A 26,143-nucleotide genomic window follows, 5' to 3' on the forward strand; every position below is an offset into this window, starting at 1 on the left:
ACCGAGGTAGCACGAATGGACCTCCCGCGTCACGCGCGATCGTCGATCACCGCGGGCTGCGCGGATCGCTCGGTCGTCGGCGCGTGGTGCTCGGGGAACCACATGACGAACGTGGTGCCGCCCTCTGCTCCGTCCTCGCACCGGATGTGCCCGCGGTGCGCGACGACGATCTGCTGCGTGAGCGAGAGACCGAGCCCGGTGCCGCGCTCCTTCGTCGAGAAGAAGAGATCGAACACGCGGCCGCGCCGCTCGGGCGGGATGCCCTCGCCGCGATCGGCGATCGCGATCTCGACGCCGCGCTCGTGGGTCGCGCGATCGTCGCTGCGACGCACGCTCAGCGTGACCGGACCGCCCTGGGGCATCGCTTCGCGCGCGTTGCGGATCAGGTTGAGCAGCGCCTGGCGGATCTGCGCCTCGTCAGCGGCGACGAGCGGGAGATCGGGCTCGACGCGCATCTCGATGCGGCACTGCGCGGCGGCGAGCTCGCGCTCGACGAAGCGCGCGACCTCGGTCGCGACGGCGCCGAGATCCTCGGGCGTGAGCAGCGGCGCGGGCAGGCGCGCGAGGCGCAGGTACTCCTCGGTGATCCCGGTGAGCCGATCGATCTCGCGCTGGATCGCGCGCAGCGGTGCGGCGACCTCGGGGCCGGCGCCCGAGAGCTCGTCCGCGAGCACCTCGACGTTGAGGCCGATGCTCGAGAGCGGATTGCGCACCTCGTGCGTGACGTGCGCGGCCATCTTGCCCATCGCGGCGAGGCGCTCGGTCTGGATGAGGCGCGCCTTCGTCGCGAGCTCCTCGGTGACGTCGTCCGCGACGACCAGCACCGGGATGCGCCCCGCGATCGCGTCGGTGCCGAACGGGCTCACCCGCACGTCGACGTGACGCGGTGGATCACCGGTGAGCGTCGCGCTCTGGAGCGCGACCGGCTCGCCTCCGATCGCGACACGATCGATCGCATCGTCGAGGCCCGCGAGGCGCTCGACGAGGCCCGTGTCGTCGAGCGGGCGATCGATGGCGCTGCGACCGATCCCGAGCACGGGATCGGCGGACTGGTTCGCGGCGCGCACGCGGCCTTCCGCGTCCACCACGACGACCGCGGATCGCAGGCTCGCGACGATGCGCTCCTGGATGCGCTGCAGCTCGCGCACCTCGCGATCGCGCGCCGCGATCGCATCGACCATGCGCTCGAATTCCTGGGCGAGACGGCCGATCTCGTCGTCTCGACCGGTCTCGAGGCGCGTCGAGAGATCACCGCGCGCGACCGCCACGACGCGCGACTGCAGCTTCGGCAGCGGCGCGAGCAGGCGCTGCGACCACCACGTGACGCCGAGCCCCGCGAGCAGCGCGAGCAGCGCGAGCACGGCGATCTCGATCACCGAGCGACGCTCCTGCTCCGCGGCGCTGCGGCTCGTCTCCTCGAAGCGCGACTCGACGCGGTTGCGCGTGACGAGCAGCTGCCGCGCGATCTGCGCCTCGCGACGCACGATCTCGGCATGCAGCTCGACGGCGCGCGCGCGATCGTCGCGATCGAGCGCCGCGAAGAATTCGCCGTAGAGCGAGTCCGTGCGCTCGTAGGCCTGCTGGATCTGCGCGAGCGTCTCGCGCACCGATGCGAGCGTCGCGCGATCGGGCTCCGGCCCTTCGAGGCGCTCGACGCGCTCGACCGCGGTGAGCGCTTGCGAGAGACGGCGCGGCCCGACCTGACGCGCCGCGCTGATCCAGCTGCGCGTGCGTCGCGACTCGCGCTCGTCGAGCACGTACTCGAGCATGTTGTTGACGACCGCGCCGTTCGCCTGCGCCTCGGCGATGCGCATGACGAGCGGGACGTAGGCCTCGTGCAAGAGGCGCAGGTTCTCGGACGTGCGCTGGTGCTGCACCAGGCTCGTGCCCGAGACGATCCCGAACGCGACCAGCACGCTCGCGAAGGCGAGGAAGATCCGAGTCGGGATCGTCAGGCGCGCGCGCTTCATCCGCACCGCCGTTCTAGCCGTAACCGAGGGAGCGTTCACGGGGGGAGCACGGCTGCGGCTTGCGCGGCGAGCGCGGGATCGGCGGCGATCGCCGCGGCGAGCGCCTCGCGCGCGTCGCGGGAACGGCGCAGCGCGACGAGCGCACGGCCCCTCGCGAGGTGCACCGGCCCGGGCGTCTCGACCTGCGCGGCGAGCGCGAGATCGAGCTCGGCGAGCGCCTCGCGCGCCCGCCCCGCGTGGAGCAGCGCTTCGCCGTGGAGCCATCGACCGCGGCCGTTCTCGGGGTCGACGAACACGACGCGCGGCGCGACCGCGAGCAGCACGTCCCACGCGCCCGCCTCGTGGAGGGTCTGCATGAGCGCGGCGAGCGCGCCGCGATCGTGCTGATCGAGCGCGACGATGCGCTCGAGCGCGCGCCTCCGGAGCGTCGCGTCGCTGCTCGACTCCGCGATCTGCGCGAGGCCGTGCCACGCATCGAGGCGCTCGGGATCGATCGCCGCGGCGGCCTCGAGCGCGGTGCGCGCGGCGGTGGTGTCACGGCGAGCGAGCGCCGCTTGCGCGGCGAGCAGGCGCACCTCGTAGCCGTCGTGCCCGCTCGCGATGAGATCGGCGACGTGGGTGTCGACCTCGGTCGCGTCGCGTCGCGCGAGCGAGGCGCGCGCGAGCACGAACCGCGCGATCGGCTGGTGCGGGTCGATGCGGATCGCCTCGATCGCCGACTGCGTGGCGCCCGCCGCGTCGCCGTGGACGACGAGCCCGGCGGCGAGCTCGGCGTGGGTGATCGCATCGCGCGGTGCGCTGCGAGCGCGCGCGCGGAGCGCCTCGACGTCGAGATATCGCCCGAAATCGACGGCGAAGTCGCGCGCACGTGCCGCCAGCCGAGTGCGCTCGTGCACGCGCCAGTCGCGATCGAGATCGTCGATCGACACGCCGAGCGCGCGCTGCACCACGTCGGCGCTGGTGCGTCCCTCGCCCCAGCCGCGCAGCATCGCGACCACGCGATCGAACCCGAAGCGACCGACCATGTATCCGACGAGCCGCGAGCTCGCGTAGTACGCGGTCATCACGTCCTCGGCGCTGCGCGCGTGGGTGAACGCGGAGTTCAGATCGCGCACCGGCGGCAGGCGATCGAGCGCGAGCCAGAGGCGATGATCTTCTTCGCGACGCCACTCGGGGCGCGCCATCACTGTCTCGTGCTCCGCGAGCCCCTCGGTGAACCAGCGCGGCACCCGGTTGCGCGAGAGCTGGATGTGGAAGACGTGCGCGAGCTCGTGGGTGGTGATCTGACCCCAGTCGAACGCACCGCCGCGCGGGCTCAGCGCGGTCACGACCTGGCCGAAGCACACGCCCTGCACGCCCGCGTTGGGCAGGCCCGAGGTGCGCACGCTGAAGTGCTGCGTGCTGGCGAACATCTCGATGTGCACCGGCTGTCGCGGCGTGAACCGATAGCGGCGGCGCATGTCGTCCCAGGCGCCGCGCAGCGTGGTCGTCACCGCGCTTTCGATCAGCGGGCGCTCCTCGCGGTGCATGCGCAGCACGAACGGCCGCGCGTCGAAGCGCTCGTAGTGCGGCGTGATGACGTCGTCCCAGAGGTTCAGCGTGTTGAAGACGCGCGCATCGAAGCGATCACGACGCCACGCCTCGCGCAGCGCGGCGAGGCCGTCTTCTTCCTCGCCCATGCGCAGCAGGTTGAGCCCGAGCGTGGCGTGGGCGCGCGCGTCCTCGGGATCGATGCGCAGCGCGCGCCGCGCGAGCTCGACCACGTCGGGATAACGATGCTCCCAGTCCGCGTGATCGCCGACGATGCTGTAGAGCTCGGCGTAGCGCGGGTTGTGATCGAGGACCGCGCGCACCGCGGCGTCGAACGCGCGCTGGTCGCTCTCGACGAAACGCACCGCGGCGCGCACCGAGAGCGCCTCGAGATCGCTCGGATCGATCGCGAGCGCAGCGTCGAGGTGCGCGTCGGCGCGCGCGATGTCGACGTCGCGCAGCGCCATGCCGGCGCGGGTCACGTGAGCCGCGACGAGGTTCGGATCGACGGCGAGCGCCGCGCTCAGCTCGCGCTCGGCGCCCGCGAAGTCGAACGACTGCTCGAGCACGATGCGCGCGCGGAGCAGGTGCGCGCGCGGGTGGTTCGGGCTCACGCGCAGCGCGTCGCTCACGCACTCGTCGGCGTGGCCGAGATCGAATTTCGAGAGGAAGAGCGTCGCCCACTCGAGCTGGGTCTCGACGCGATCGCGCGCAGCGCGCGCGGCCTCGCGGAACGCGTCGTTCGCGTCGTGCGCGCTGCCGAGCATCGCCGCGGCCATGCCGACGTACGCGAGCCCTTCGCCGTCGCGCGAGGTGATCGTTCCGTCGTTGTACGCGCGCACCAGGCGCATCAGCACCGTGCGCGCTTCGCTCTCGCGCCCGCGCCGCAAGAGCAGCCGTCCGAGCATCACGCGGGCGCGATGCGCGGTGGGCTCGCTCGCGACGTCCTCGAGCGCGCGCTGCGCTTCGTCGAGGCGGCCGCGCGCCATGTGCGCCTCGCCCGCGAGGGTGCGCGCCGTGATGCGCACGCCGGCCGTGCGCGCCGCGCCGTCCGCGACGCGCTGGGCCTCGTCGTGACGACCGGTCTCGAGCAAGAGCCGCGCGAGCACGACTTGCGCCTCGGCGCCCGAGATCGCGCGCAGCGCGGTCTCCGCGGAGCCGTACTCACCGCGATCGAGGGCGCGCACCGCGTCGGCGAGCGGAGTCGCCGGACGTTCCTGGGCCAGGCCGGCCGGCGCGAGAGAGATCGCGAAGAGGACGACGAGGGTCGAGAGCGCGCGCCGCATTCGATCTCACGATCATACGGCCCGTGCGCCGGGTTCGCTCGGCGTCGTGCCTACGCGATCGGTGAGCCTCCACCCAGCGGTCGCGCGGGATTGCCGCCCACCTTCGCGCCTGCGGGCACGTCTCGGATCACCACGCTCCCCGCGGCGATCACCGCCTCGTCCCCGATCGTCACGCCGGGCGCGATCACTGCGGCACCGCCGATCCACACGCGATGACCGATGCGAACCGGCTTCGCGTACTCGACGCCCGAGATGCGCGTCGCCGCATCCAGCGGGTGCGTCGCCGTGTAGAGGTGGACGCCCGGTCCGATCATCACGTCGTCGCCGATGTCGATGCGCGCGCAGTCGAGGAACACGCAGTTCGCGTTCACGTAGAGGCGCGCTCCGGCGTGGATGTGGACGCCGTAGTCGCAGTGGAAGGGCGGCTCGATCTCGGGCGTGACGCCGACGGTCCCGAGGAGGGCGCGCAGGAGCTCGTCGCGCTTCGTCGGATCGTCGGGCGAGATGTCGTAGAGGGCGCGCGCCATCTTGCGCGCTCTTCGCCGCATCGTGACGAGCTCGGGATCGGTCGGCCGGTAGAGCTCTCCGGCGAGCATCTTCTCGCGTTCGCTGCGCATGCCGATCGACATGCGCGCGGCGCGTCAGATCGACAGCACGCCGGACACCCGCTGCATCATCGCGACGCGCTGCTGCGTCACCGGGCTGCGCCCGTCGAGCAGCTTCTCCGTCTCTTCGAGCACCGCTGCGAGCGGCCAGCGCGTCACGCTGCGATCCGGCGTCGCGATCCCGCCCGGCAGCGGCGACTGCCACGCCACCATCTCGTCGGTCGCGCCGCTCGCCAGCGCGTCGATCGCGCCGAGCGCGAAGCGGCTCGCGATCATGCGATCGAGGAAGGTCGGGTTCCCGCCGCGCACGAGGTGGCCCAGCACCGTCGCGCGGATCGAGACCTCGCCGAGCTCCGGCTCGAGCGTCTCGGTCAGCCGGCGCACCAGGCGCGTGCACGGCACCTCGACGCCCTCGGCCTTGATCACCAGCACGCGCTGCTTGCCGCGGTTCCCCTCGAACGATCGCCGGATCAGATCGGCGACCGACGCGACGATCGCGTCCTCGTCGCGTCCGTCCTCGCGGAAGAGCGCCGCGTCCGCGCCCGCCGCGATCGCGCTCGCCATGCACAGGTAGCCCGACTGCCGGCCCATCACCTCGACGACGAACGCGCGACGATGCGCGCGCGCCGTGTCGCTGATGCGATCGCACGCGTCGACGATCGTGTTGAGCGCGGAGTCCACGCCGATCGCGCTCGCAGTGCACCCGATGTCGTTGTCGATCGACGCCGGGATCCCGATCACCTTCGCGCCGTGCTCGGTCGCGAGCGCGTGCGCGCCGGTGAGCGATCCGTTGCCGCCGATCACCACGAGCCCATCGAGCTCGCGCAGCGCCTCCGCCGCACGCGCGCGACCCTCGGCTCCGTAGAACGCCTTGCAGCGCGCCGAACCGAGGATGCTGCCGCCGAGGTGCCCCGACACGTCGACCTCGTGCGTCGGCGCGAGCCCACCCTCGGCCTTGCGCGTGAGCGCGCGCCAGCTGCGATCGAGCAGCCCTTCGTAGCCGCGCTCGATCCCCACGACCTCGATGCCGCGCTGCGCCGCGATCAACGTCGCGGCGCGCACCGCCATGTTCATCCCGGGCGCGTCGCCGCCCGACGTGAGGATGCCGATGCGCATCGTCAGCGCTCGTCGCGCTCTTCGCGCGAGCTCTTCTTGTCGCCCTCGAGGCCGGCCGGCTCTTCGTCGATGTCGTCGAGCAGGCGGTTCATGAGCCCGTCGATCATCAGATCGCGCTGGTGCTCCTCGATGCGCCCCTCGATCCAGTTCCCGCGGATCTGCTCGTACTTCACGCGGTACTCGCCGAGCAGCTTCCGATAGCGCTCCTGCTGCGCCCAGATGCGCCGGTGGTTGCGCGCGTACACCGCGCCGAGCGACGCGATCGACACCCCGGTGAGCACCAGCCCGATCGGACCACCGACGAGCAGACGCAGCGCGACCACCACCGCGGTCGCACCCGCCGCCCCGGTGAGCACCTTTCGTCCCGTGCCCGGCGCGGTCACGCCGCCCCACGCGACCTCCCACGCCTCGCGCGACGCGAGCAGCAGCGCGACGAAGTGCACCTGGTTCTTCCGCTGAGCCCAGTAGGTCTCGATCGCGGTCTTCAGGAAACCGTCGTACGACGCGTACTTCGGGCCGGGTTTGCCCGGGGTGGGTTCGCTCATCGCCCGAACGTACCACTTCGCGCGCGCCGCGACCGCGTGCGAGCACGTGTCATACTCGCCCGATTCGTGAGGTCTCGGCGCTCGGGGCCTCGAGGGAGTCTGCCCTTGTCGATGACTGCCGCTTGCTTCGCGTCGCGACTGCGCGCCACCTCGTTCGCTCTCCTCGTCGCGATGTCCATCGCGGGATGCGGGGACGACGACGGCCCGAACGACTCCGACGCCGGCGAGCCGATGGACGCCGGACAATTCGACTCCGGCCCGCGACGCCCCGACGGCGCACGCGACTGCACGAGCGACGAGGACTGCGTCGACGAGGTCACCTGCACGCGCGACGTGTGCGACCCGATGGGCTACTGCCGGAACCCCGTCGACCCCGCGGTGTGCGACGACGAGATCTTCTGCAACGGCGTCGAGCAGTGCGATCCGCGGCGCGGCTGCGTGCCCGGCCCGCGCGAGACGTGCAACGACGGCGACGTGTGCACGCTCGATCGCTGCGACGAGGAAGGCAAGACCTGCGAGCACTTCCCGCGCGATCTCGATCAGGACGGCGACACCGACTGGTTCTGTCCCGGTGGCGCCGACTGCGACGACATGGACGCGCTGCGCCACTCCGAGTTCCCCGAGGTCTGCGGCGATCGCGTCGACAACGACTGCGACGACGCGATCGACGAGCCGGACTGCGGGCGCGCGCCCAACGACACCTGCGCCGATCCGCTCGACGTGTCGGCGGGCGGCGTGTTCGTCATCGACGCGTCGAGCCTCGGCGGCGACTACACGATCCCGTGCGCGGGCCCGCCGCCCTCGGGCACGGTGCGTCGCGACGCGATCCTGAGCTTCACGATCGCGGAGCCGCGCGGCGTGCGCATCCGCGCCGAGGGCCCCGCGGTGCTCACGGGGATCTCGGTGAGCACCGAGTGCGGCGTCGCGGCGAGCTCCGTCGAGTGCAGCTACGGGTTCCCCGCGCAGGTGCGCGCGCGCCGGCTCGACCCCGGCACGTACTACGCGGTGGTGTCGTCGAACGCGCCGGGGGACGTCGCGGTCACGGTCGAGCTCCTCGAGCCCGAGCCGCCCGCGCCGAACGAGACGTGCGACACCGCGATCGACATCACGGGCGGTGGCACCTTCACCGGTAGCTTCGTCGACGTGCGCGACGATCTCACGACGGAGTGCGGCAGCATCGGCGCGCCGGACGTCGTGTACTCGTTCACCACGACGGCCGAGCAGGACGTGCGCATCTCGGCCGTGAGCCCGACGGGCGATCGGCTCGTCTGGGATCTCCGCTCCACGTGCGCCAGCAGCACGAGCGCGCTCCGCTGCGCGAACGACGCGCCCGCGACCGGCCTCGTGCACCAGCTCCCGATGGGCACGCACTTCATCGTGCTCGAGGGCACGTCGTCGACGGAGATCGACTACACGCTCGAGCTCGAGCTGCTGCCTCCGACGCCTCCGCCCGACGGCGACGTGTGTCGCAACGCGATCCCGCTCGTGCTCGGCGAGCGCACCGAGGGAACGCTCGCCGACAAGGAGGACGACATCGTCACGAGCTGCGGCTTCGACTTCCGCGACGTCGTGCACTCGTTCACGCTGACGGCGCGCCGCGACGTGACCATCGAGGTCGACGGCGGCGCGGCATCGTTCAACGCGTCGGTGCGGACCGCGTGTGCCGACGGTGCGACCCAGCTGCGCTGCGCGCGCGGCGCGCCGGTGCGGATGCGCCTGCGCGATCTCGGGATCGGCACCTACTACGTGGTCGTCGAGTCGTTCAACGCCGCGCCCTACGCGATCACGGTGACCGACTCCGATCCCGTCACGCCGGTCGAGGTGAGCGGCAACGAGACCTGCGGGAGCGCGTTCCCGATCCCGGCGACCGGCGGCGTGTTCACCGGGGACACGACCTCGATGCTCGACGATCTGCAGACGCGCACGTCGTGCGGCGACGGCGCGCGCTCGACCGACGCGATGTTCCGGCTCGATCTCACGGCGTCGCGCCGCATCGTCGCGAACACCGGCGGCTCGACCTTCGACACCGTGCTCCACCTGCACCGCGACACCTGCGCGAGCGCCGGTGAGCTCGTCTGCGACGACGACAGCGGCGACGGCTCGTCGAGCCTGATCGATCGGCTGCTCGACCCCGGCACCTACTTCCTCGTCGTCGACGGCCGCGGGATGGTCTCGCGCGGCTCCTACACGCTCGAAGTGCTCGTCACGCCGTGAGCCGTTCCCGATGAAGACGTTCGTCCGCGCGCTCGTCGCGCTCTCGCTGCTCCTGTTCTCCGCGAACGACGCGCACGCATGGCATCGCCTCCCGCCCGGTCGCGACGGATTCCGCGCGGCCGGGTACGACGCGGTGCGCGGGATCACCATCGGTCCGATCGAGAGCTCGCAGCAGCGGGGACGCGGCTACGGCACCGAGTCCACCGAGGCGCTGCTCGATCACCTCGCGTCGATGGGCGTGAACTGGGTCTCGATCACGCCCTTCGGGCGGATCTGGGATCTCCACAGCACCGAGATCCTCATGGACTTCGAGGCGCCCTACGAGGAGAACCGCGAGGCGGTGCGCCGCATCGTCGCGCAGGCACACGCGCGCGGCATCCGCGTGCTCGTGATCCCGCACCTCTGGGTCGAGACCGGCGGCTGGCGCGGCGAGATCGACCCCGGCACGCCCGAGGGATGGGCCGAGTACCAGCGCAACTACCGCGCGTTCGTGCTCGCGTGGGCACGCGACGCCGCGGCAGCGGGCGCGGATGCGTTCTCGATCGGCGTCGAGTGCAAGAGCTGGTCGGGCCGCTTCGGCGCGTTCTGGTGGGACTTCATCGACGACGTGCGCGAGGTCTATCCGGGCCTGCTCACGTACAGCGCGAACTGGGACGAGGCCGAGGACGTGCTCTTCTGGGATCGCCTCGATCTCGTCGGCATCAACGCGTTCTATCCGCTCGCCTCGCACGCGAACGCGACGTTCGCGGAGTACGAGGAGGGCGCGCGCCGCGCGGCCGAGGGCGTCGAGCGCGTCGCGACCGTGCTCGACATGCCGGTGCTCTTCGTCGAGGTCGGGTACACGACGCGTCGCGACGCGGCCGTCGAGCCCTGGCTCTGGCCCGACGAGATGACCGACGTCGCGATCTCGGAGCACGAGCAGGCGAGGGCGCTCGAGGCGAGCTTCCGCGCGTTCGTTCCGCACGAGTGGTTCTCGGGCTTCCTGGTGTGGCGCTACTACGCGTACCTCGACGACGTGAGCCAGGAGGCGATCTGGGGCTTCTCGCCGCACGGGAAGCGCGCGGAGCACGTGCTCCGCGCGACCTTCGCCGCGGCGTTCGGCGCCGACGCCGCCACGATCGTCCCGGTGCCGCGCGTGCTGCGCGATCCGCTCGGGATCGTGCGGTCGACGATCGTGGACTGACTCAAAGACTGTCGAAAAATCGGCTCGCCCGCCCGTCCGCGCGCTTCGCGCGCTCCCGTCCGGGACGTGCGGGACGAGCATTCCGGCAGACTCAGCTCTTCTTCGTCTTCTCGGACACCGTCTCGCCGCTCGCCTGGATCGGGATCTGGCGAGCGCGCGAGGGCTGCTCCGGCATCTTGAGCTTCACCTCGAGCACGCCGTTGTCGAAGCGCGCTTCGCAGCTCGCGGGATCGGTCCCCTCGGGAACGCGGATCGCGCGCTCGAAGCAGCCGTAGCTGCGCTCGCTGCGGAAGAACCCCTCGCGCTCGTCGCGCTGCTCCTCGCGCCGCTCGCCCGAGATGACGAGCACGTCGTCCTTCAGCTCGAGCTTCACGTCCTCCTTCTTCATCCCCGGCAGATCGGCGCGCACGACGAGCTCGTCGCCCTGCTCGAACACCTCGAGCTGCGGCACCCACTCGCGGAGCGACGGAGCGAATCCGTAGCCGCTCGCCGGCGCGAGCCCACCGCCCATGCCGAACTCGCCGAAGAGCCGATCCATGTCCTCGAACATCCGGCGGACGAACGAGAACGGCGTCTGGATCCCCGGCCCGCCCCGCCCGAGCCCGGCTCCGCCACCACCGCGGGCGAGCCCACGCTGCTCGCGCTCCTGCTCACGTCCCTGCTGCTGCGTACCGCCCCCACGCGCGCTCTGGTTCCTGCCGTTCTGCGGCTCGTTCTGCGCCATGGCTTCCTCCTTCCGACTCGCTCATGGCGCCGCGCGAGAGCGCATCCAACGTTGCCGTTTTCTTGCTCGCTCGCGCGCTCCTCGGGTACGCGGCGAGACATGCGATTCTCGCTGGGTGAGCCTCCGCGCGATGGCGAGCCGCGCGACCGGAAGGTCGTGCGTCCCTTCGCGTTCTTCCGCGCCGGCGCGCACCCGAGCGCCGCGGCGAGCCAGCGCCCGATCCTCGTCTTCGAAGACGTCTTCAAGTTCTTCAAGCCCGATCAGCCGACGCTGCGCGACGTGAATCTCACCGTGGAGCGCGGTGAGTTCGTGTTCGTCACCGGCCCCAGCGGCGCGGGCAAGAGCACGCTCCTGCAGCTCGTCTATCGCAAGCAGACGCCCGACGAGGGGCGCATCCTGTTCTGCGGTCGCGACATCGCGCGGCTCACCGGCGACTCGATCCCGTACCTGCGCCGCAACCTCGGGATCGTCTTCCAGGACTTCAAGATCATCCCGCACTGGACGGTCTTCGAGAACGTCGCGGTCGCGCTCGAGATCCTGTCGATGAGCAAGCGCCTCGTGCGCTCTCGCGTCGCGGAGGCGCTCGAGCGTGTCGGCCTCGCGGGCCGCGGCGAGGATCTCACCGGTGCGCTCTCGGGCGGCGAGCAGCAGCGCGTCGCGGTGGCGCGCGCGATCGTGACCGAGCCCGCGCTGCTCCTCGCCGACGAGCCCACGGGCAACCTCGACCCGCACCTCGCGCTCGACATCCTCACGCTCTTCGAAGAGATCCACGCGACCGGCACGACGGTCCTCTTCGCGACCCACGATCACACGCTGCTCGAGCAGCGGCCGCACCGCATCGTCTACATCGACGAAGGTCGCGTGCGCGAGGCGCGCTCCGGTCTGCGCGATCTCCGCGCGACCGAGGCCGCCCAGGACGATCGCGACCGGCACCAGGCGGGCTCGGGCGTGGTCTCGATGAACGCGGTGCGCGCGCGCGCACGCTGATCGCAGCAGGGAAGGGACGCTCTCATGGATCTGAAGTCGGCCTTCACGCGCGCGACGCGCGCGATGCGAGAAGAGGCGGGCCTCCACCTCGTCGCGATCTCGAGCCTCACGATCGCGTTCCTCTGCCTCGCGACCTCGCTGCTCGCGATCACGAACCTCGGCGCGCTCGCCGACTCGTGGGGACGCACCGCGCGCCTCAGCGTCTACCTGCGCGACGGCGCGGAGGCGCAGGACATCGAAGAGCTCCGCATCGCGCTCGAGGGACTGCCCGAGGTGCGCGCGGTCGAGCACCTGACGTCGGCGGCCGCGCGCGAGCAGTTCCTGCGCGACGCGGAGATCGGCGCCGATCTCTCGGCGCTGCCCGCGGACGCGTTCCCCGCGTCGCTCGAGATCGATCTCGTCGCGGGCGTGACCGGCGCGCGCGTCGACGCGATCACCGAGCGCGTGCGTCGCTTCGGAACGGTCGAGGACGTCGAGACCTATCGCGGCTGGTTCGCGCGGGTCGAGAGCCTCGTCGTCGCGGGGCGCGGCGTCGCGAGCGGCCTCGCGATCCTCGTCGTGCTCTGCGTCGTGTTCGTCGTCGGCAACACGATCCGCCTCGCGGTCGCGGGGCGTCGCGACGAGATCGAGGTGATGAAGCTCTGCGGCGCGACGAACGGCTTCGTGCGCGGCCCCTTCATCGTCGAGGGCGCGGTGCAGGGCTCGGTCTCCGCGATCGTCGCGCTGCTCATCCTGCTCGTCGCGTACCTCGCGCTGCGCGGGCACGTCGACGGAACGCTCGCGAGCATCGTCGGCACGCAGAGCGTCTTCCTCCACCCCGGTGTCGCGCTCTCGCTGGTGCTCGGTGGCGCGCTGCTCGGCGCGACCGGCAGCGTGCTCTCGCTCCGCCGCTACCTGACGGTCTGACCATGAAACGACGCGTCCTCACGCTGCTGCTCGCGCTCGGCCTCGCGCTCGGGAGCGCGCCGCGCGATGCGCGCGGTCAGGACGAGAGCGAGGAGGCACCGCTCCCGCTCGATCCGGTGCAGCGCCTCGCCGCGCTCGACGAGCGCATCGCGAGCGCGCTGTCCGACGTGGAGCGCGCGAACGCCGATCACGCGCGCGTCGAGACCGAGATCGCCGGGCTCACCGAGGGTCGCGCCGCCGCGAACCGCCGGGTGCGCGAGCGGACCCGCGCGCTCTATCGACTGACGCGTGCCGGTGTGTTGCCGCTCGCAGGCGGGCTCGACTCGATGCTCGGCCACGTCGCGCGCGTGGAGCGCCTCCAGCGCATGGTGCGCCACGATCTCGACGCGCTCTCCGATCTGCGCGCCCGTGCCGCGGCGCTGCGCACCGAAGCGGGGCGCCTCGGCGAGCGGATCGACACGACGCGCGCCCGCATGGCGCGCCTCGAGGCCCAGAAGAGCGCGCTCGAAGAGGACGTGCGCCGCGCGACGCTCTACGGCAGCGCGTTCTCCGACGCGACGTTCGGCACGTCGACCTCGACCAGCGGCTACGGCCTGCGCCTCGTCGACCCGCCCGCCGCGCCGGCCCCGGGCTTCGAGTCGCAGCGGGGAGCGCTCGCGCTGCCGCTCGCCGCGCCTCGCGCGATCCGCGAGGCGACGCGCGAGCAGGGCGCGGGCATCGAGCTCGACGGAGTGCGCGGCGCGCCGGTGCGCGCGGCTGCGGACGGGCGCATCGCGTTCAGCGATCGTCATCCCTCGTACGGCCGAATGATCATCGTCGATCACGGCGAGGGGCACTTCACGATCTACGGCGGCCTCGCGCGCAGCGACGCGCCGATCGGCGCGCAGGTCACGCGCGGCGCCACGCTCGGCGCGGTCGACACCGAGCCGCTCTTCTTCCAGGTCCGCCGCGGCACGCGTCCGCTCGACGCGCGCACCTGGCTCGGCCTCTGATCAGACGCGCCGGCGGCGCGACGCGATCATGATCCCGAGCGCGATCATCGCGATGATCGCGCTCGGCTCGCTCGTGCCGGTGCCGACGCGACATCCACACCCGCCCCCGCTGCTCGGCGCGGTCGTGCTCGCGTCCGCTCCGGCATCGGCAGCGACGATGCTCGCGTCGGGCAGCTCGACGACCGGGCACTCCGCGCTCGGATCCCCGCTGCGCTCGAGCGTCGCCTGCACGGTGTAGAGGTTCTGCCCGCGCCGCCGCAAATCGACCGACTCGATCGCGAAGTACAGCGTCTTGCAGCGCGGCAGGCGGTACGTGGTGCTCTCGTCGAGCACGACCGCACCGCCCTCGACCGGCACCGCCGCCTGCGCGGTCACGCGCGCGGCGTTCACGCGCACCGGCTGATCCTCGAGCAAGTGCAGCCGGTACTGCCCGTTGCGCGTCAGCGACGTCATCGCGATCCGCAGCGACGTCGCGTCCACCGGGACGTCGATGCGGTAGTGCACCGGCGCGATGCTCCGCCCCACACCGGCCGTGAGGAACTCGTTGCCGCTCCAGCCGCGGCGCTCGGTGCCGTCGTCGAGCGCGACGATGCGCTGACACCCCGGCAGCCCGCGCGCTCCGACGATCTCCTCGACCGCGCTCGCCTGCTCCGCGCTGAGCGCGCCCGTCGCGACCATGCCCTCGGCGGTCGCGATCATCAGGTCGCCCGCCTCGGCCAGCGAGGGGTCCTCGGCGATGCTCGCGACCGTCGTGAACACCAACGCGTCCGCGGCCTCGACGCCGATCCGCTCGCGCAGATCCCACGCGGTCGCGGCCCAGATCGTTCCGTCGAAGTGCCCTTCCCCGAAGAGCCCCGACGGGCACGTGAGGTCGTTGTCGATCACACGCAGGCTGCCGTGCGCGCCGAGATCACCGGCCGCGCCCGCGAACGACTCCGCGATCTCCGCGTTCCCTTGCAGCGTGCCCGCGTAGTAGTCGCTCGTGCCCTCGTTCACCGCGAGCGGCTCGTACGACACGCCGAGCGGATCCACCGCGAAGCCCGTCATCGTCGCGACCTGATCGGTCACCGCGTGCCCGAACTCGTGATAGACGACGTCCGCGTCGTACGCGTAGTCGCCGCTGCGGCCCTGCCCGAAGAGCAGGAACCCGCACTGACCGCCCGACGCCGGGCTGAACGCCGCGTTGTCGTAGTCGATGTCCGGCACCTCGCCGTAGTTCACGAACACGCGCATCGCGCTCGTGCCCGAGCACGTCCACGTGAACCCGTGGCGCTCGCGGTGCCACGCGGCCGCGCGGCTCAGGTGGTGGAACGCGTTCACCTCGGCGAACTCGTCGTCGTGCGAGCCCGGGACGGCGTCGTAGAGGAAGTTGCCCTCGGCGTCCGCCAAGGCGCGCTGCGTGCCCGCGCATCCGCCGCCCGACTGCACGTCGCACTGCGACACGTGGAAGTACTGGCTCGTGAGGTTCTGCGCGCCGCTCGCGAGATCGGTGAGCTCGACGTCGCTGGTCACGCCCTCGGTGGTCGTCGGGTTCGTCTCGTACACGCGCGCCATCGCGTGCGTCAGCAGCGGGACGATCCCGAGCACCGCTCCGTCGCGCGCGTCGAGCAGCGCCCGCATCCGCTGCGAGAGCGCGGCGCCGTGCAGATCGATCGCCCACACCGGCACGATCGTGTCGACGAGATCGATCGCGATCGCGGCCGGCGACGTCGTGCCCGCGATGCGCCAGCCGACCTCGAGCCCCCGCGCGATCTCGGCCGCGTGCGTCGCGTCGATCGACACGCCGCCCTCGACGCGCGCCGGCCCCGCGTCCGCGAGGACCATGTCGATCGCGCCGTCCGCGAGCGAGCGCACGACGACCGTCGCGCCGAGCACCGGCCGTCCGTCGGCGTAGCGACGCAGCCGCACGATCGTGAAGCCGTGATGGGTCTGCGCGCGCTCCACACGCAGCTCCGCGCCCTGAGGGATCCCGAACGCGTCGCCGAAGCGCTGCGTCAGCGCGAGCGCGTCGCGCGCCGGATCGCCCGACCACGGCCGCATCCGCGCGCCGAAGAGCAAGCGCACGCGGCCCTCCTCGTCGCGACGCACCCGTGCGCGTGGCCCCGCGAGCGCGAGCAGCGCGTCCTCGCCGGTGCCCGACGGATCGCGACCGGGATCGACGCCCTGTGCCCGCACCGAGGGCGCGACGAGCACGAGCGAGGACAAGACGAGGAGCGAAGCGAGGCGGCGAACCATGGCGCCCAGGGTACCCGCCGGATCAACCGCCCGGAACGCGCGCTTCGCCTGTGATCCTCGCGACATCACGCGCGATCACCCGTGGCTCACGTCGATCTGCGTTCACTCACTCGCTTCGCGCAGCTCCAGATCGATCCGGCGCTCCGCGCGATCGAAGTAGACCGTGCGCTCCGAGCTCGTGAAGCCGGTCTTCTCCGCGCGCACCTGTCCGAACGCGACGTCGCTGAGCACCTGCATCTCGTAGCGTCCGTCGTCGCCGGTGGTCGTCTCCTCGACGAGCCCGGTGTCCGACGTGAACGTCACGCGCGCACCGCCGAGCCCCGCGGACGATCCGTCGTCGCGCTCGACCGTGACGATGCCCGAGAGATCGTACGCGCTCGCGTTCGTCTCCTCGCCGCACGCGCTCGCCGCGAGCAACACGAAGAGCGCGGGAACCAGGGCAGGGCGGAGCTGTCCGATCATGCCCGTGCAGGATATCAAGCCCGAGCCCGCGGCGTCTCTGGTGGCGCGAACCCCCGACGAGTACGATCCGCGGCCCCCGATGGCACCGCGCCCCGCCGAGCCCGCCCCGCCGATCCTGCGCAACGTGCTCGTGCCGATCTCGCTCGTGACGACGTTCGCGCTCGTCTACTGGGTGCGGATCCCGCTCGCGCTCGCGGTGCTCGCGGTGAGCCCGCTGATCGCGCTCTTCGTCCTCGCGCCGTCGTGGGCCGCCGCGTCGATGCGCGCCTTCGATCGCGACGCGCTGCGCCTCCGCGCCGCGGGCCGTCCGAGCGAGCTGCGCGCGCGCTTCGATCGCGCGATCGGCATGCGCCTCTTCGGTGCGCCCTCGAGCACCGCGGAGCGGCTCGGCGACGTGCTGCGCGAGCTCGGCGACGCCGCGGGCGCGCGCCGCGCGTACCAACGCGCGATCGAGACCGTGGGCGCGACACCCACGCTTCCGATGCTGCTCGGCCTCGCCCACGCCGCGTACGGCGCGCGCGAGGACGCCGAGGCGATCGGCGCGTACCGCCGCGTGCTCGCGATCGACGCGACCCTTCCGCGCGTCCGTGCCCGCCTCGCGCACTCGCTCCTGCGCCGCGGCGCGCCCGCCGACGCGGCCGACGCGCACGAGCTGCTCGAGGCCGCGCGCCCGACGAGCGACGCCGAGCGCACCGAGCTCGCGCTGCTGCGCGCCTACGTCGAAGCCCGCAAGGGCAAGACCAGCGCCGCGCGCACCGCACTGCGCGAGATCGAAGGCGGCGATGCGTCCCTGCGCGACGAGATCGAGTCCGCGCTCTCGGGATCGCCGACGAAGACGGAAAAGAAAAAGCGCCGCTGAGCCAGCGGCGCCGTCGACATCGTCGATCTCGATCTCAGCCGCCCGAGCGCTTGAGCTCGGTGAGCACGAGCTTTGCGACCGACTTCAGCGTCTCGAACACGCCCACGCCCGTCGCCGCGACCGCCTCGTAGTCCGGCACACCGCCGGGATTGAGCAGCCTGCGCAGCTCGTCGACCGGCGCGACGCTCGGCATGTCGCGCTTGTTGTACTGGACGACGTACGGGAGCTTATCGAGCGAGTAGCCCTGCTCCGCGAGGTTCGTGCGCAGGTTCTCCATCGACTCGAGGTTCGCTTCCATACGCGCGATCTGCGAGTCGGCGACGAACACGACTCCGTCGACACCCTTCAGGATCAACTTCCGGCTCGCGTCGTAGAAGACCTGACCGGGAACCGTGTAGAGGTGGAATCGAGTCTTGAATCCGCGAATCTCACCGAGCGCGAGCGGGAGGAAATCGAAGAACAGAGTCCGCTCGGTCTCCGTGGCGAGGCTGATCATCTTGCCCTTCGCCTCGGGATTCGTCTTGTTGTAGATGTACTGGAGATTCGTGGTCTTTCCGCAGAGACCAGGTCCGTAATAGACGATCTTGCAGTTGATCTCGCGCGACAGGTAGTTGATGAACGACATGAGCTCTGCTCCCTCCGCGCCAATCAGTCGTTGAACAGATTGTCGATGTCGTCGTCGGTGATCTCTGCGAACGGAGTCTCGCGCGACGGATCCTGCACTTTGCGGAGCAGTGCCTCGAAGATGCCGTTGAGCTCTTCGCTCGCCTTCTTCACGCGGAGGCGCACCAGACCGAGGCTCGTCTTGTTGTCGAAGATCACGACCAAGATGACGCGGTTGCCGACGAGCTGGATGTGGATGTTCTGCTTCTCGCCCTCGTGGAACTGAGTCGTGAACTCGTTCTCGCGGAGGAGCTTCGCCATACCGCCCGTCGCGGCGATGTTGCCGGCTGTGAGCGAGGCGAGAGAGGTCGTATCGAGCTGCTCGGTCTCACCGGCCGCCGCGATCAGCTGGCCGTTCTTGTCGATGATGAACACGACGCGGGCGTTCGCTTCCTTCACCAGGCGCGTCACGATCGCCTGGATCTGGTTGAACTCCTCCTCGTACATGACCATCTGCGGGTTCGTCATGAAGAGCTCCTCGGCCGGGCCTCGGTTTCCCGGGGCCGCCAGCGCAGACCCGTAGGTAACAGAGATCGCGAGCGAGCGTAAAGGGCTTCGCGCCCTGGACGAGGACGTGGTCTGTGCCGCTTGCACGCACACTGCACGGGCCCCAAGAACGATCGTGTGGGGCGCCTGATCGTCGACGTCGCGCTCAATCTCCTGCGGCTACCATTCCTGCCGGTCTGGTGGCTGCTCCGGAGGGTGAGGATGCCGCGTGAGCGCTGGGTGCACGTCAAGCTTCGGAGCCGGCTGGTCGAGGTCGATCGCCCGCTGCACGCGCTGGCTCGATTCGTCCCCGGGCTCGCCACGCGCAGACCGACGTCGCTGCTCGCGCTGCGTGAGCTGACCGACCACATCCTGCGCGACTCGAACGTCGAGGGCGTGGTGTTCGAGATCCCCTCGCTGCACGCGGGATGGAGCTCGGTCGACGCGGTGCGGGAGCTCATCCAGAAGCTCTGCGCGGGCGGCAAGAAGGTCGTCGCGTGGTTGCCCGACGGAGGAGGCAACCGCGAGCTCTTCCTTGCGTCCGCGGCGACGCGCGTGCTCACCTCGCCCAACGCGACGCTCGCGCCGCTCGGGATCGCCGCGTCGAGCAGCTACGTGAAGGGCCTGCTCGATCGGTTCGGTGTGCAGGTCGAGGTGCATCGCCGCGCGGAGTTCAAGACCGCGGCCGAGACGGCGGTGAGCGAGACGATGAGCGAGGCGCAGCGCGAGCAGCTCGGCGCGCTCCTCGACACGATCGATCGCGCGCTCGTCTCCGCGCTCGCGTCGCGCACCAAGCTCGGCCCCACGCCCGAGGCCCGCGAGGCGAAGGTGCGCACGCTCTTCGACGACGCGCTGGTGTCGGCGCGCGCCGCGCTCGACGCGGGGCTGATCGACGGGCTCTGCTACGAGGACGGCCTTCCGCAGGCGCTGCTCGAGGGCGAGGGCAAGCCGCCGAAGGTGGTGCGCGCGTCGCGCTACTTCAGCTTCCATCGGTCGCGCTTCTTCCGCCCGGTCGGCCCCCGCCCGTACATCGCGATCGTGCCGGTCCACGGCGCGATCACGTCGGGCGGCGGAGGTCCCGCGGTGGGCGGACCGCCGGCGACGCAGGAGGCGGTGATCGGCGCGATCCGCATGGTCGGTCGCGATCCCCGATGCCTCGGCGCGGTGCTCCACGTGAACTCGCCGGGCGGCTCGGCGCACGCGAGCGATCTGATCCACCGCGAGGTCGAGCTGCTGCGCGAGAAGAAGCCGGTGATCGCGTGCTTCGGCGAGGTCGCGGCGAGCGGCGGCTACTACATCGCGGCGCCCGCGCACGCGATCATCGCGCAGCCGCTGGCGATCACCGGATCGATCGGTGTCGTCTCGGCGCGCCTCGTCGCGCGCGATCTGCTCGAGGGCATGGGCGTGCACACCGAGGTCGTGCGGCGCGCGCCCCACGCCGATCTGCTCGCGAACCCGCGTCCGATGGACGCCGACGAGCACGCGATCTTCGAGCGCGAGATCGACAACTTCTACCGGACGTTCGTCGGCATCGTCGCGAAGGGGCGCAACAAGTCGGACGCCGACGTGGAGCCGCTCGCGCGCGGCCGCGTGTGGTCGGGCGCCGACGCGCATGCACGCGGGCTCGTCGACAAGCTCGGCGGGCTCGACGTCGCGATCGACGAGGTCCGCTCCCGCATCACGTTCCTGCCGAGCGCGCTGCGCGGGATCATCGAGCCGCGCGTGGTGTGGCCGCGCCCCGGCGATGCGCCCCCGATCCCGCTCGCGGCCGCGAGCACGATGCTCGGGGGTCACGCGGGCACGCTGCTCGATCGGCTCGATCCCTCGGTCGCCGAGATCCTGTCGCTCGTGAGCGGGCGCGATCGCGTGCTCTTCTACGCGACGGGCCTCCCGCGCATCGATTGACGCCCGGCGTTGCGTCGCTCCGCGCCCGTCGTCTATCGTCGGCGCGGAGGAAGAAGAATGCTTCGCTCGTCCCTGATCGTCGGTCTCTCGGTCTCGCTCGCGATCGCAGCGGCAGGCTGCGGCGGCGGTGGTCGCCGCGCGAACGTGTCGCCGGGACCGATGCCGGAAGGCGGCACCTTCACCGGGATCTGGCACTCGCCGCAGTACGGCGAGATGCACTTCTCGCAGACCGGCACGCAGGTGGTCGGCTGCTACACGAAGGACGAGCGCCGCGGGCGCGTCCAGGGAACGGTGCAGGGCAACCTGATGCGCTTCGAGTGGTCGGAGCGCCGAGAGCTCGTCTCGGGCCGTCCGGTCACGACGCGCGGCCACGGCTACTTCCAGTACCGCCTCGGCGACGACGGCGACTCGTACGCGACGGGCGAGTGGGGCCACGACGACGACGAGACCGGCGGCGGTCAGTGGAACGCCGTGCGCGATCGCCGTCGCACGCGCCGCCCCGACCCCGACACCTGCGGCGCTGCGACGACCGGCGACGAGGAGCCGCAGGGCGACTCGTTCGACTCGAGCGGCGGCGGCGACTCGTTCGACTCGGGCGCGAGCTCGAGCGACAGCAGCGGCGGCGACGATCTCGGCGGGCTGTGATCTCCGAGGGGGCGCCGCCCCCTCTCATTCCGCCGGCGCGCGACCGCGTCCCGCGACGATCAGCCACGCGAAGAGCGCGATGCCCACGACCGCTGCGAACACCAGCTTCGCGACGTAGGGCATCGCCGGCTCGTGCATCTGGCTGATCGTCCCTTCGATCACGCCGGCGAGCACGAGGATCGGCATCCCGCCGATCACGAGGCGCGCAGCGCGACGGGCCTCGGCGCGCAGCGCGTCGCCGCGCGCACGACGTCCCGGTAGCACCACGCCGCGCGCGATCACGAGCCCCGCGGCGCCCGCGATCACGATCTGCGTGAGCTCCGGGATGCCGTGCGGGAGGATCCACGCCCAGAAGAAGAGCCCGTGCCCCGCGAGGTGGTACTGCACCGCGAGCGCGCCCAGCGGGATGCCGTTGCTCACGAGCACCGCCGCGGTGCCCACGCCGAGCGTGATGCCGAGGGCGAACACCAGGAACGTGACCTGGATGTTGTGCGTGAAGAGGAACGTCGAGAACGCCGCGGCCTCGTCGCCGTGGTGCGGCGCGCGTCCTTCGTCGTGCGCCACGCGCTCGTCGGGCGTCGTCTCCGCGTGTGCCTCGGGGATCAGCACGCCGATGACGCCGGGATCGATCAGCGCCGCGCCCGCGCCCATCGCGACCCCGCCGAAGAGCAGCGCCGCCGAGAGCGCCATCGCGCGCCACTCCGCGCGCACCAGCCGTGGTAGCTCGAGCGCGAAGAACGCGAAGATCGACGACCACGGCGCGCCGCTGCCCGAGTGCACCTGCGCGTACGAGCGCGCGACGAGATCGTTCAGGTGATCGATCACCGCGGGATCGACGCCCTCCGCGCGGGCCCGCACGAGGTCCGCCGACACCGCGCGATAGAGCCTCCCGAAGCGCCTCGCGCCCGCCACGTCGAGCGCGCGGGCGCCCCGCGACTCGATGGTCGTCAGGAGCCGCTCGAGCTCTTCCCACATCGGGGTCCGCTCGCGGACGAAGCGAAACGCGTCGCTCACGACGCGATGGTACGCTGCGCGCGCGTGCGGTCGATCGTCCGCATCACCACGCCCGAGAACGTCCCGTTCGAGCACGAGCTCGCAGGCCTTCCTTCGCGCGCGCTCGCGTGGGCGATCGATCTCGTCGTGATGGCCGTCGCGATCGTGGTCGCGGCGCGCATCGCCGAGGCGTTCGGCGCGGCCGGCGGGTTCGCCAGCGCCATCACCTTCCTCGCAGTCTTCCTGGTGCAGTGGTGGTACGGCGCGCTCTTCGAGTGGTGGCTCGGCGGCCAGACCCTCGGGAAGCGCGCCGTCGGCCTGCGCGTGCTCGACGAGCGAGGCTTCCGCATCGGGTTCGTGCAGGCGGTCGTGCGCAACCTGGTGCGCGTCGCGGATCTGCTCCCGGGCCTCTATCTGGTCGGCGGCATCTCGGCGCTCGTCGATGCGCGAGGCCGTCGTCTCGGCGACCTCGCCGCGGGCACGATGGTCGTGCGAGAGCGCCCGCGCCCCGCGCCGTCGGCGCTGGTCCCGCCCGCGGAGCGACAGGGCGCGTTCGCCGATGATCCCGCGGTGCGGCTCGCGTCGCGTCGCATCAGCGCGGCCGAGCGCGACGCGATGATCGCGCTCGGTCTACGCCGCGATCAGCTCCCGCTCGCGGTGCGCCATGCGCTCTTCGCGCGCCTGGCCGAGCACCTCGAAGGACGCCTGGGCATCGACCGCCCCGCGTTCCTCTCCGCCGAGCGCTTCGTCCTGCACCTGACCGCGATCCTCGTGGACCGCTGATGCGAAACGGCCGGCGCTCGAGATCACGTCTCGAGATCCGCCGGCCGTTCACCCCTCGCAAAGGGGGCGTAGGGGACCCCGCGCAGCGCGACAGCGGCCGGGGGTCGAAGGGGGGGCGGAGCCCCCCAGGGAAATCAGTGCCGCGACGCGGTCTGCTCGCCGTCCTCGCTGCAGAACAGGATCGCGCAGTTCTTCCGAGGCGACTCCCGCATCCGCGCGCAGAGCTCGACCAGATCGTCGTCGACGTCCACGACCGATCCCTCGGTCGCGCGTCCCGTCTCCTCGCAGTAGCGGCACTCGTCCAGTGCGACCCAGCGCCCGCGGAACTCGTCCGACTGGCAGATCGCATCCCAGGTCATTCTCTGGGCGCCCATGTCGTCGTCCCCGTCCGGGCCGTCTAGTGGTGCGTCTCCGGGCGCGCCTCCGGCGTTCGAACCGTCGGGCGACGACCGCCCGTCCAGGACCAGCTTCCAGCTCGACAGTAGACCCATGCGGTTCTCCCGCCTCCCTCATCCCGTCGAGCCTCCGAGGTCGTCCGCTCCTCGGCAGGACCACACGCGTGGACGCGTGCAGTGCGGTGCTGGTCACGACGCGACGTTCGCCTTCGTCGCGTGTGCGGCCCCCATTCCTTCATGGCCGCTCGTGTCCGCTCGCTTCGTCGGGCTCCCCCCGTTCCCGTGGGGGGACTGGCTGTCTCCGAAGTAGGAACCCTTCCGTTCACCGAACCGTCATCCATCCGGCAGCTCGATGACTCTCGAAAGCACCCCCCCGATCCAAGCCCGCGGCCGAAGCCGCTTCTCGATCCGCGCTCGACCGACCTGCTGACCCGTCCCAACCGCAGCAGGCGTTCCGCGCCTAAGGACCCGGGGTACCCCCCGAGGTCGATGGCCGGAGTCTCCACGAGGGTCGGCCCCCGTGCAAGTGCTCAGTGCACGCCCCGTCACGCGGCGACGTCCTCCAAGTTGCCAGCTGGTGACGCGGCAAGGAACGCGCCGAAAACGTGACGATCCCGCGTTGCACGGCCCGAAAGCGGGCTCAGGGGCGCGGGCACCACGACGGGTCGAAGTAGCGCGCCCCTCCGTTGGCACCGACGCCCCGGAGATCGCGGAACAGCTGCTGCGCCTGGGGGCAGCGGCCCTGCTGGAGCAGCGAGAGGATCTGGTTCCCGCCGCGCCGATCGAGCTCGTCCTGGAGCTGACGCGTGATCGGCGAGCGACGTCCGACCAGGCGCTGCGCCTGCTGCAGCGACGCAATCGCCGCGCGGAAGTCGTTGCGCTGCACCGCCGCGATCCCGGCGCCGATCAGCGAGCGTGCGCGCGCTTCGTCGGCGGGCGAGGGGCCGCGCTTGGACGGGCCGTCGTCGTCGCGCCCGGGCGTCTCGGTCGACGCCACCCGCGTCCCCGCGTCCGGCGTCGTGGTGACCGTCGGGGTCGTCGTCGGCGTGGTGGTCGGGGTCGTCGTCGGCGTGGTGGTCGGCGTCGTGGTGACGGTCGGGGTCGTCGTCGGCTGCAGCACCGGCTGCATCGGCTGCATCACCGGCTGCATCGGCTGCTGCGGGGGCTGCGCGACCGGGTCCTGGCCCACCACGCCCGCCTGCGGGCCGTTGGGATCGGTGGTGGTGGTCGTCTGCGACGCGAAGAACAGGATCACGCCGCCGATCACGCCGCCCACCACGAAGAGCAGCATCACCAGCGCGACGATGATCTTCCCCGCGCCGCCGCCGGACTTCTGGGGCGCCGGGTAGCCGTAGCCCGTCGCGCCCGGCATCCCCGGCTGCATGCCCGGGTTGCTCGGATAGGCACCGGGGTAGGTGCCCTGCACCGGCAGCGGCGAGGTCTGCCCGAACCCCGGCGTCACCCCGGGGATCGGCGCGCCCGGCGCCGACGGCACGTGGCCGCCCGGCGCCATCATCCCCGGCACGCTCGGAGGCGGCGTCGCCGCGTGCCCGAACTGCTGCATCGGGCCCGGCGTGGGCGCCGGCGGACGCGGATTGCCCGGCGCCGATCCCGCCGACGACGTCGCCATCGTCCACGCGGCCTGCGCGTCCTGGTACCCCGTGAACTCCTGCAGGAACTCGAGCACCGTCGCCTGGCGCTGCTCGCGATCCTTCGAGAGCGCGCGCATGACCGCGTTCTTCTTGTTGTGCGCGATCGCCGCGCCGCCCGGGTGCGCCTCGAAGGGCGCGGGCTGCGCGGTCAGGTGCTTCGTCGCCCACTCCCACGGCGTCTTCGCGTCGAACGGCAGGACGCCCACGAGCATCTCGTAGACCATCACGCCGAGCGAGTAGATGTCGGAGCGCGCGTCGAGCGTCTTCCCGCTGAACTGCTCCGGAGACATGTAGGGCGGCGTGCCCAGCACCATGCCTTGCTTCGTCAGCTTCTGCTTCTGCGGGTCCTCGGCCTCGCCCTTCTTCGCGATGCCGAAGTCCAGCACCTTCACGAAGTCGGTCTGACCGCCGCGATCCGTGAGCAGCACGTTGTCGGGCTTGAGGTCGCGGTGGACGATCCCGCGCCCGTGCGCTTCGTGCAGCGAGCCGCAGATCTGGATGAGGATCTTCTCGATGCGGGCGACGTCGAGGCGCGTCTTCTCCATCTCGGAGGCGAGCGAGCGCCCCTCGATGAACTCCATGACGATGAAGAGCGTCCCGTCCTCGAGCTCGCCGAAGTCGAAGAACTGGATCGTGTTCGGGTGCGAGAGCTCGATGACCGTCTCGGACTCGCGGTGGAAGCGCGCGACGAGCTGAGGGTCCTGCGAGAGCTCGGGATGCAGCGTCTTGATCGCGACCTTGCGGACCGCGGCGCCCATCTTCTGCTCGGCGAGGTACACGCGGCCCATGCCGCCTTCGCCGAGCAGCTTCGTCGGGCGATAGCGGCCCATCAGCACCTTGCCGATGAGCGCATCACCCGCGTCCGCGACCTCGACCTCGAGCATCGCGCCGCAGCTGAGGCAGAACTTGGCGTGGTCTTCGTTGTGGTGCTGGCAGCGCTGACAAATACGAGCCACGTGGCCTCCCCAGGCGGTGCGGCGGTCGTTTCGACCGCGAGTGTATAGGCG

Annotated in this window: 22 protein-coding genes; 9 read left to right on the forward strand and 13 right to left on the reverse strand. The window is 71.5% G+C overall.

Translation table 11 applies throughout. The annotated features are described in order from the left end of the window. Positions 1–29: 29 nt before the first annotated feature. The 5 genes from I5071_RS07390 to I5071_RS07410 are packed head-to-tail and all read right to left on the reverse strand — an operon-like array spanning position 30 to position 7,052. Positions 30–1,970, reverse strand: a complete 1,941-nt coding sequence (locus tag I5071_RS07390) for a sensor histidine kinase (protein WP_236604694.1) — start codon at positions 1,968–1,970, stop codon at positions 30–32. Positions 1,971–2,005: 35 nt separating this feature from the next. Beyond that, positions 2,006–4,786 carry a tetratricopeptide repeat protein gene (locus tag I5071_RS07395; protein WP_236604695.1) on the reverse strand — a complete coding sequence of 927 codons (2,781 nt, stop codon included), beginning with the start codon at positions 4,784–4,786 and terminating at the stop codon, positions 2,006–2,008. Between the two features lie 50 nt (positions 4,787–4,836). Further along, positions 4,837–5,403: a sugar O-acetyltransferase gene (locus I5071_RS07400; protein ID WP_236604696.1), complete on the reverse strand. Its 567-nt coding sequence runs from the start codon at positions 5,401–5,403 to the stop codon at positions 4,837–4,839. 24 nt (positions 5,404–5,427) lie between these two features. After that, the gene (locus tag I5071_RS07405) at positions 5,428–6,507 is read right to left on the reverse strand and encodes a 6-phosphofructokinase (protein ID WP_236604697.1); all 1,080 of its coding nucleotides are present in this window, start codon (positions 6,505–6,507) and stop codon (positions 5,428–5,430) included. 2 nt (positions 6,508–6,509) lie between these two features. Beyond that, entirely contained in the window at positions 6,510–7,052 is a 543-nt protein-coding gene (locus I5071_RS07410) for a hypothetical protein (protein WP_236604698.1), read from the reverse strand. Positions 7,053–7,223: 171 nt separating this feature from the next. Between I5071_RS07410 and I5071_RS07415 the strand changes: the two genes are divergently transcribed. Together I5071_RS07415 and I5071_RS07420 are read left to right on the forward strand one after the other, a co-directional pair. Next, positions 7,224–9,266: a putative metal-binding motif-containing protein gene (locus I5071_RS07415; RefSeq protein ID WP_236604699.1), complete on the forward strand. Its 2,043-nt coding sequence runs from the start codon at positions 7,224–7,226 to the stop codon at positions 9,264–9,266. A gap of 10 nt (positions 9,267–9,276) precedes the next feature. Then, positions 9,277–10,449, forward strand: a complete 1,173-nt coding sequence (locus I5071_RS07420) for a glycoside hydrolase family 113 (RefSeq protein WP_236604700.1) — start codon at positions 9,277–9,279, stop codon at positions 10,447–10,449. Between the two features lie 91 nt (positions 10,450–10,540). Here I5071_RS07420 and I5071_RS07425 read toward each other — a convergent pair whose 3' ends face one another. After that, the gene (locus I5071_RS07425) at positions 10,541–11,173 is read right to left on the reverse strand and encodes an Hsp20/alpha crystallin family protein (RefSeq protein WP_236604701.1); all 633 of its coding nucleotides are present in this window, start codon (positions 11,171–11,173) and stop codon (positions 10,541–10,543) included. A gap of 99 nt (positions 11,174–11,272) precedes the next feature. Between I5071_RS07425 and ftsE the strand changes: the two genes are divergently transcribed. The 3 genes from ftsE to I5071_RS07440 are packed head-to-tail and all read left to right on the forward strand — an operon-like array spanning position 11,273 to position 14,058. Then, positions 11,273–12,160: a cell division ATP-binding protein FtsE gene (ftsE, locus tag I5071_RS07430; RefSeq protein WP_236604702.1), complete on the forward strand. Its 888-nt coding sequence runs from the start codon at positions 11,273–11,275 to the stop codon at positions 12,158–12,160. 24 nt (positions 12,161–12,184) lie between these two features. Continuing rightward, a complete protein-coding gene (locus I5071_RS07435; RefSeq protein WP_236604703.1) occupies positions 12,185–13,066 on the forward strand; it encodes a cell division protein FtsX in 882 nt (293 codons plus the stop codon). 2 nt (positions 13,067–13,068) lie between these two features. Beyond that, positions 13,069–14,058, forward strand: a complete 990-nt coding sequence (locus tag I5071_RS07440) for a murein hydrolase activator EnvC family protein (protein WP_236604704.1) — start codon at positions 13,069–13,071, stop codon at positions 14,056–14,058. Here I5071_RS07440 and I5071_RS07445 read toward each other — a convergent pair whose 3' ends face one another. Then, positions 14,059–16,293 (reverse strand): MYXO-CTERM sorting domain-containing protein, encoded by a 2,235-nt coding sequence (locus I5071_RS07445; RefSeq protein ID WP_236604705.1) that lies wholly within the window; start codon positions 16,291–16,293, stop codon positions 14,059–14,061. It lies immediately after the preceding gene. 102 nt (positions 16,294–16,395) lie between these two features. Further along, complete coding sequence (locus I5071_RS07450; protein ID WP_236604706.1) at positions 16,396–16,755, reverse strand: carboxypeptidase-like regulatory domain-containing protein; 360 nt, start codon at positions 16,753–16,755, stop codon at positions 16,396–16,398. Here I5071_RS07450 and I5071_RS07455 point away from each other — a divergent pair. Next, positions 16,754–17,614, forward strand: coding sequence for a hypothetical protein (locus tag I5071_RS07455; protein WP_236604707.1), 861 nt, complete (start codon positions 16,754–16,756; stop codon positions 17,612–17,614). The genes I5071_RS07450 and I5071_RS07455 overlap by 2 nt on opposite strands. Before the next feature lie 34 nt (positions 17,615–17,648). On the opposite strand, the gene I5071_RS07460 is transcribed toward I5071_RS07455, so the two are convergent. Next, positions 17,649–18,239: a GTP-binding protein gene (locus I5071_RS07460; RefSeq protein WP_236604708.1), complete on the reverse strand. Its 591-nt coding sequence runs from the start codon at positions 18,237–18,239 to the stop codon at positions 17,649–17,651. A gap of 23 nt (positions 18,240–18,262) precedes the next feature. Continuing rightward, the gene (locus tag I5071_RS07465; RefSeq protein ID WP_053234990.1) at positions 18,263–18,745 is read right to left on the reverse strand and encodes a roadblock/LC7 domain-containing protein; all 483 of its coding nucleotides are present in this window, start codon (positions 18,743–18,745) and stop codon (positions 18,263–18,265) included. Between the two features lie 240 nt (positions 18,746–18,985). Between I5071_RS07465 and sppA the strand changes: the two genes are divergently transcribed. Continuing rightward, on the forward strand, positions 18,986–20,668 hold the full coding sequence (gene sppA / locus I5071_RS07470; RefSeq protein ID WP_236604709.1) for a signal peptide peptidase SppA: 1,683 nt from the start codon (positions 18,986–18,988) through the stop codon (positions 20,666–20,668). Positions 20,669–20,725: 57 nt separating this feature from the next. Next, a complete protein-coding gene (locus tag I5071_RS07475) occupies positions 20,726–21,313 on the forward strand; it encodes a hypothetical protein (protein ID WP_236604710.1) in 588 nt (195 codons plus the stop codon). Between the two features lie 24 nt (positions 21,314–21,337). Here I5071_RS07475 and I5071_RS07480 read toward each other — a convergent pair whose 3' ends face one another. Continuing rightward, positions 21,338–22,327, reverse strand: coding sequence for a stage II sporulation protein M (locus I5071_RS07480; protein WP_236604711.1), 990 nt, complete (start codon positions 22,325–22,327; stop codon positions 21,338–21,340). Positions 22,328–22,351: 24 nt separating this feature from the next. Between I5071_RS07480 and I5071_RS07485 the strand changes: the two genes are divergently transcribed. After that, on the forward strand, positions 22,352–23,089 hold the full coding sequence (locus I5071_RS07485; RefSeq protein WP_236604712.1) for an RDD family protein: 738 nt from the start codon (positions 22,352–22,354) through the stop codon (positions 23,087–23,089). A 134-nt stretch (positions 23,090–23,223) separates the two neighbouring features. On the opposite strand, the gene I5071_RS07490 is transcribed toward I5071_RS07485, so the two are convergent. Then, positions 23,224–23,463, reverse strand: coding sequence for a hypothetical protein (locus I5071_RS07490; protein ID WP_236604713.1), 240 nt, complete (start codon positions 23,461–23,463; stop codon positions 23,224–23,226). A gap of 661 nt (positions 23,464–24,124) precedes the next feature. Beyond that, positions 24,125–26,092, reverse strand: a complete 1,968-nt coding sequence (locus I5071_RS07495; protein WP_236604714.1) for a serine/threonine-protein kinase — start codon at positions 26,090–26,092, stop codon at positions 24,125–24,127. Between the last annotated feature and the right edge of the window lie 51 nt (positions 26,093–26,143).

The organism is Sandaracinus amylolyticus (genome assembly GCF_021631985.1).
GTDB classification, from domain to species: domain Bacteria; phylum Myxococcota_A; class Polyangia; order Polyangiales; family Sandaracinaceae; genus Sandaracinus; species Sandaracinus amylolyticus_A.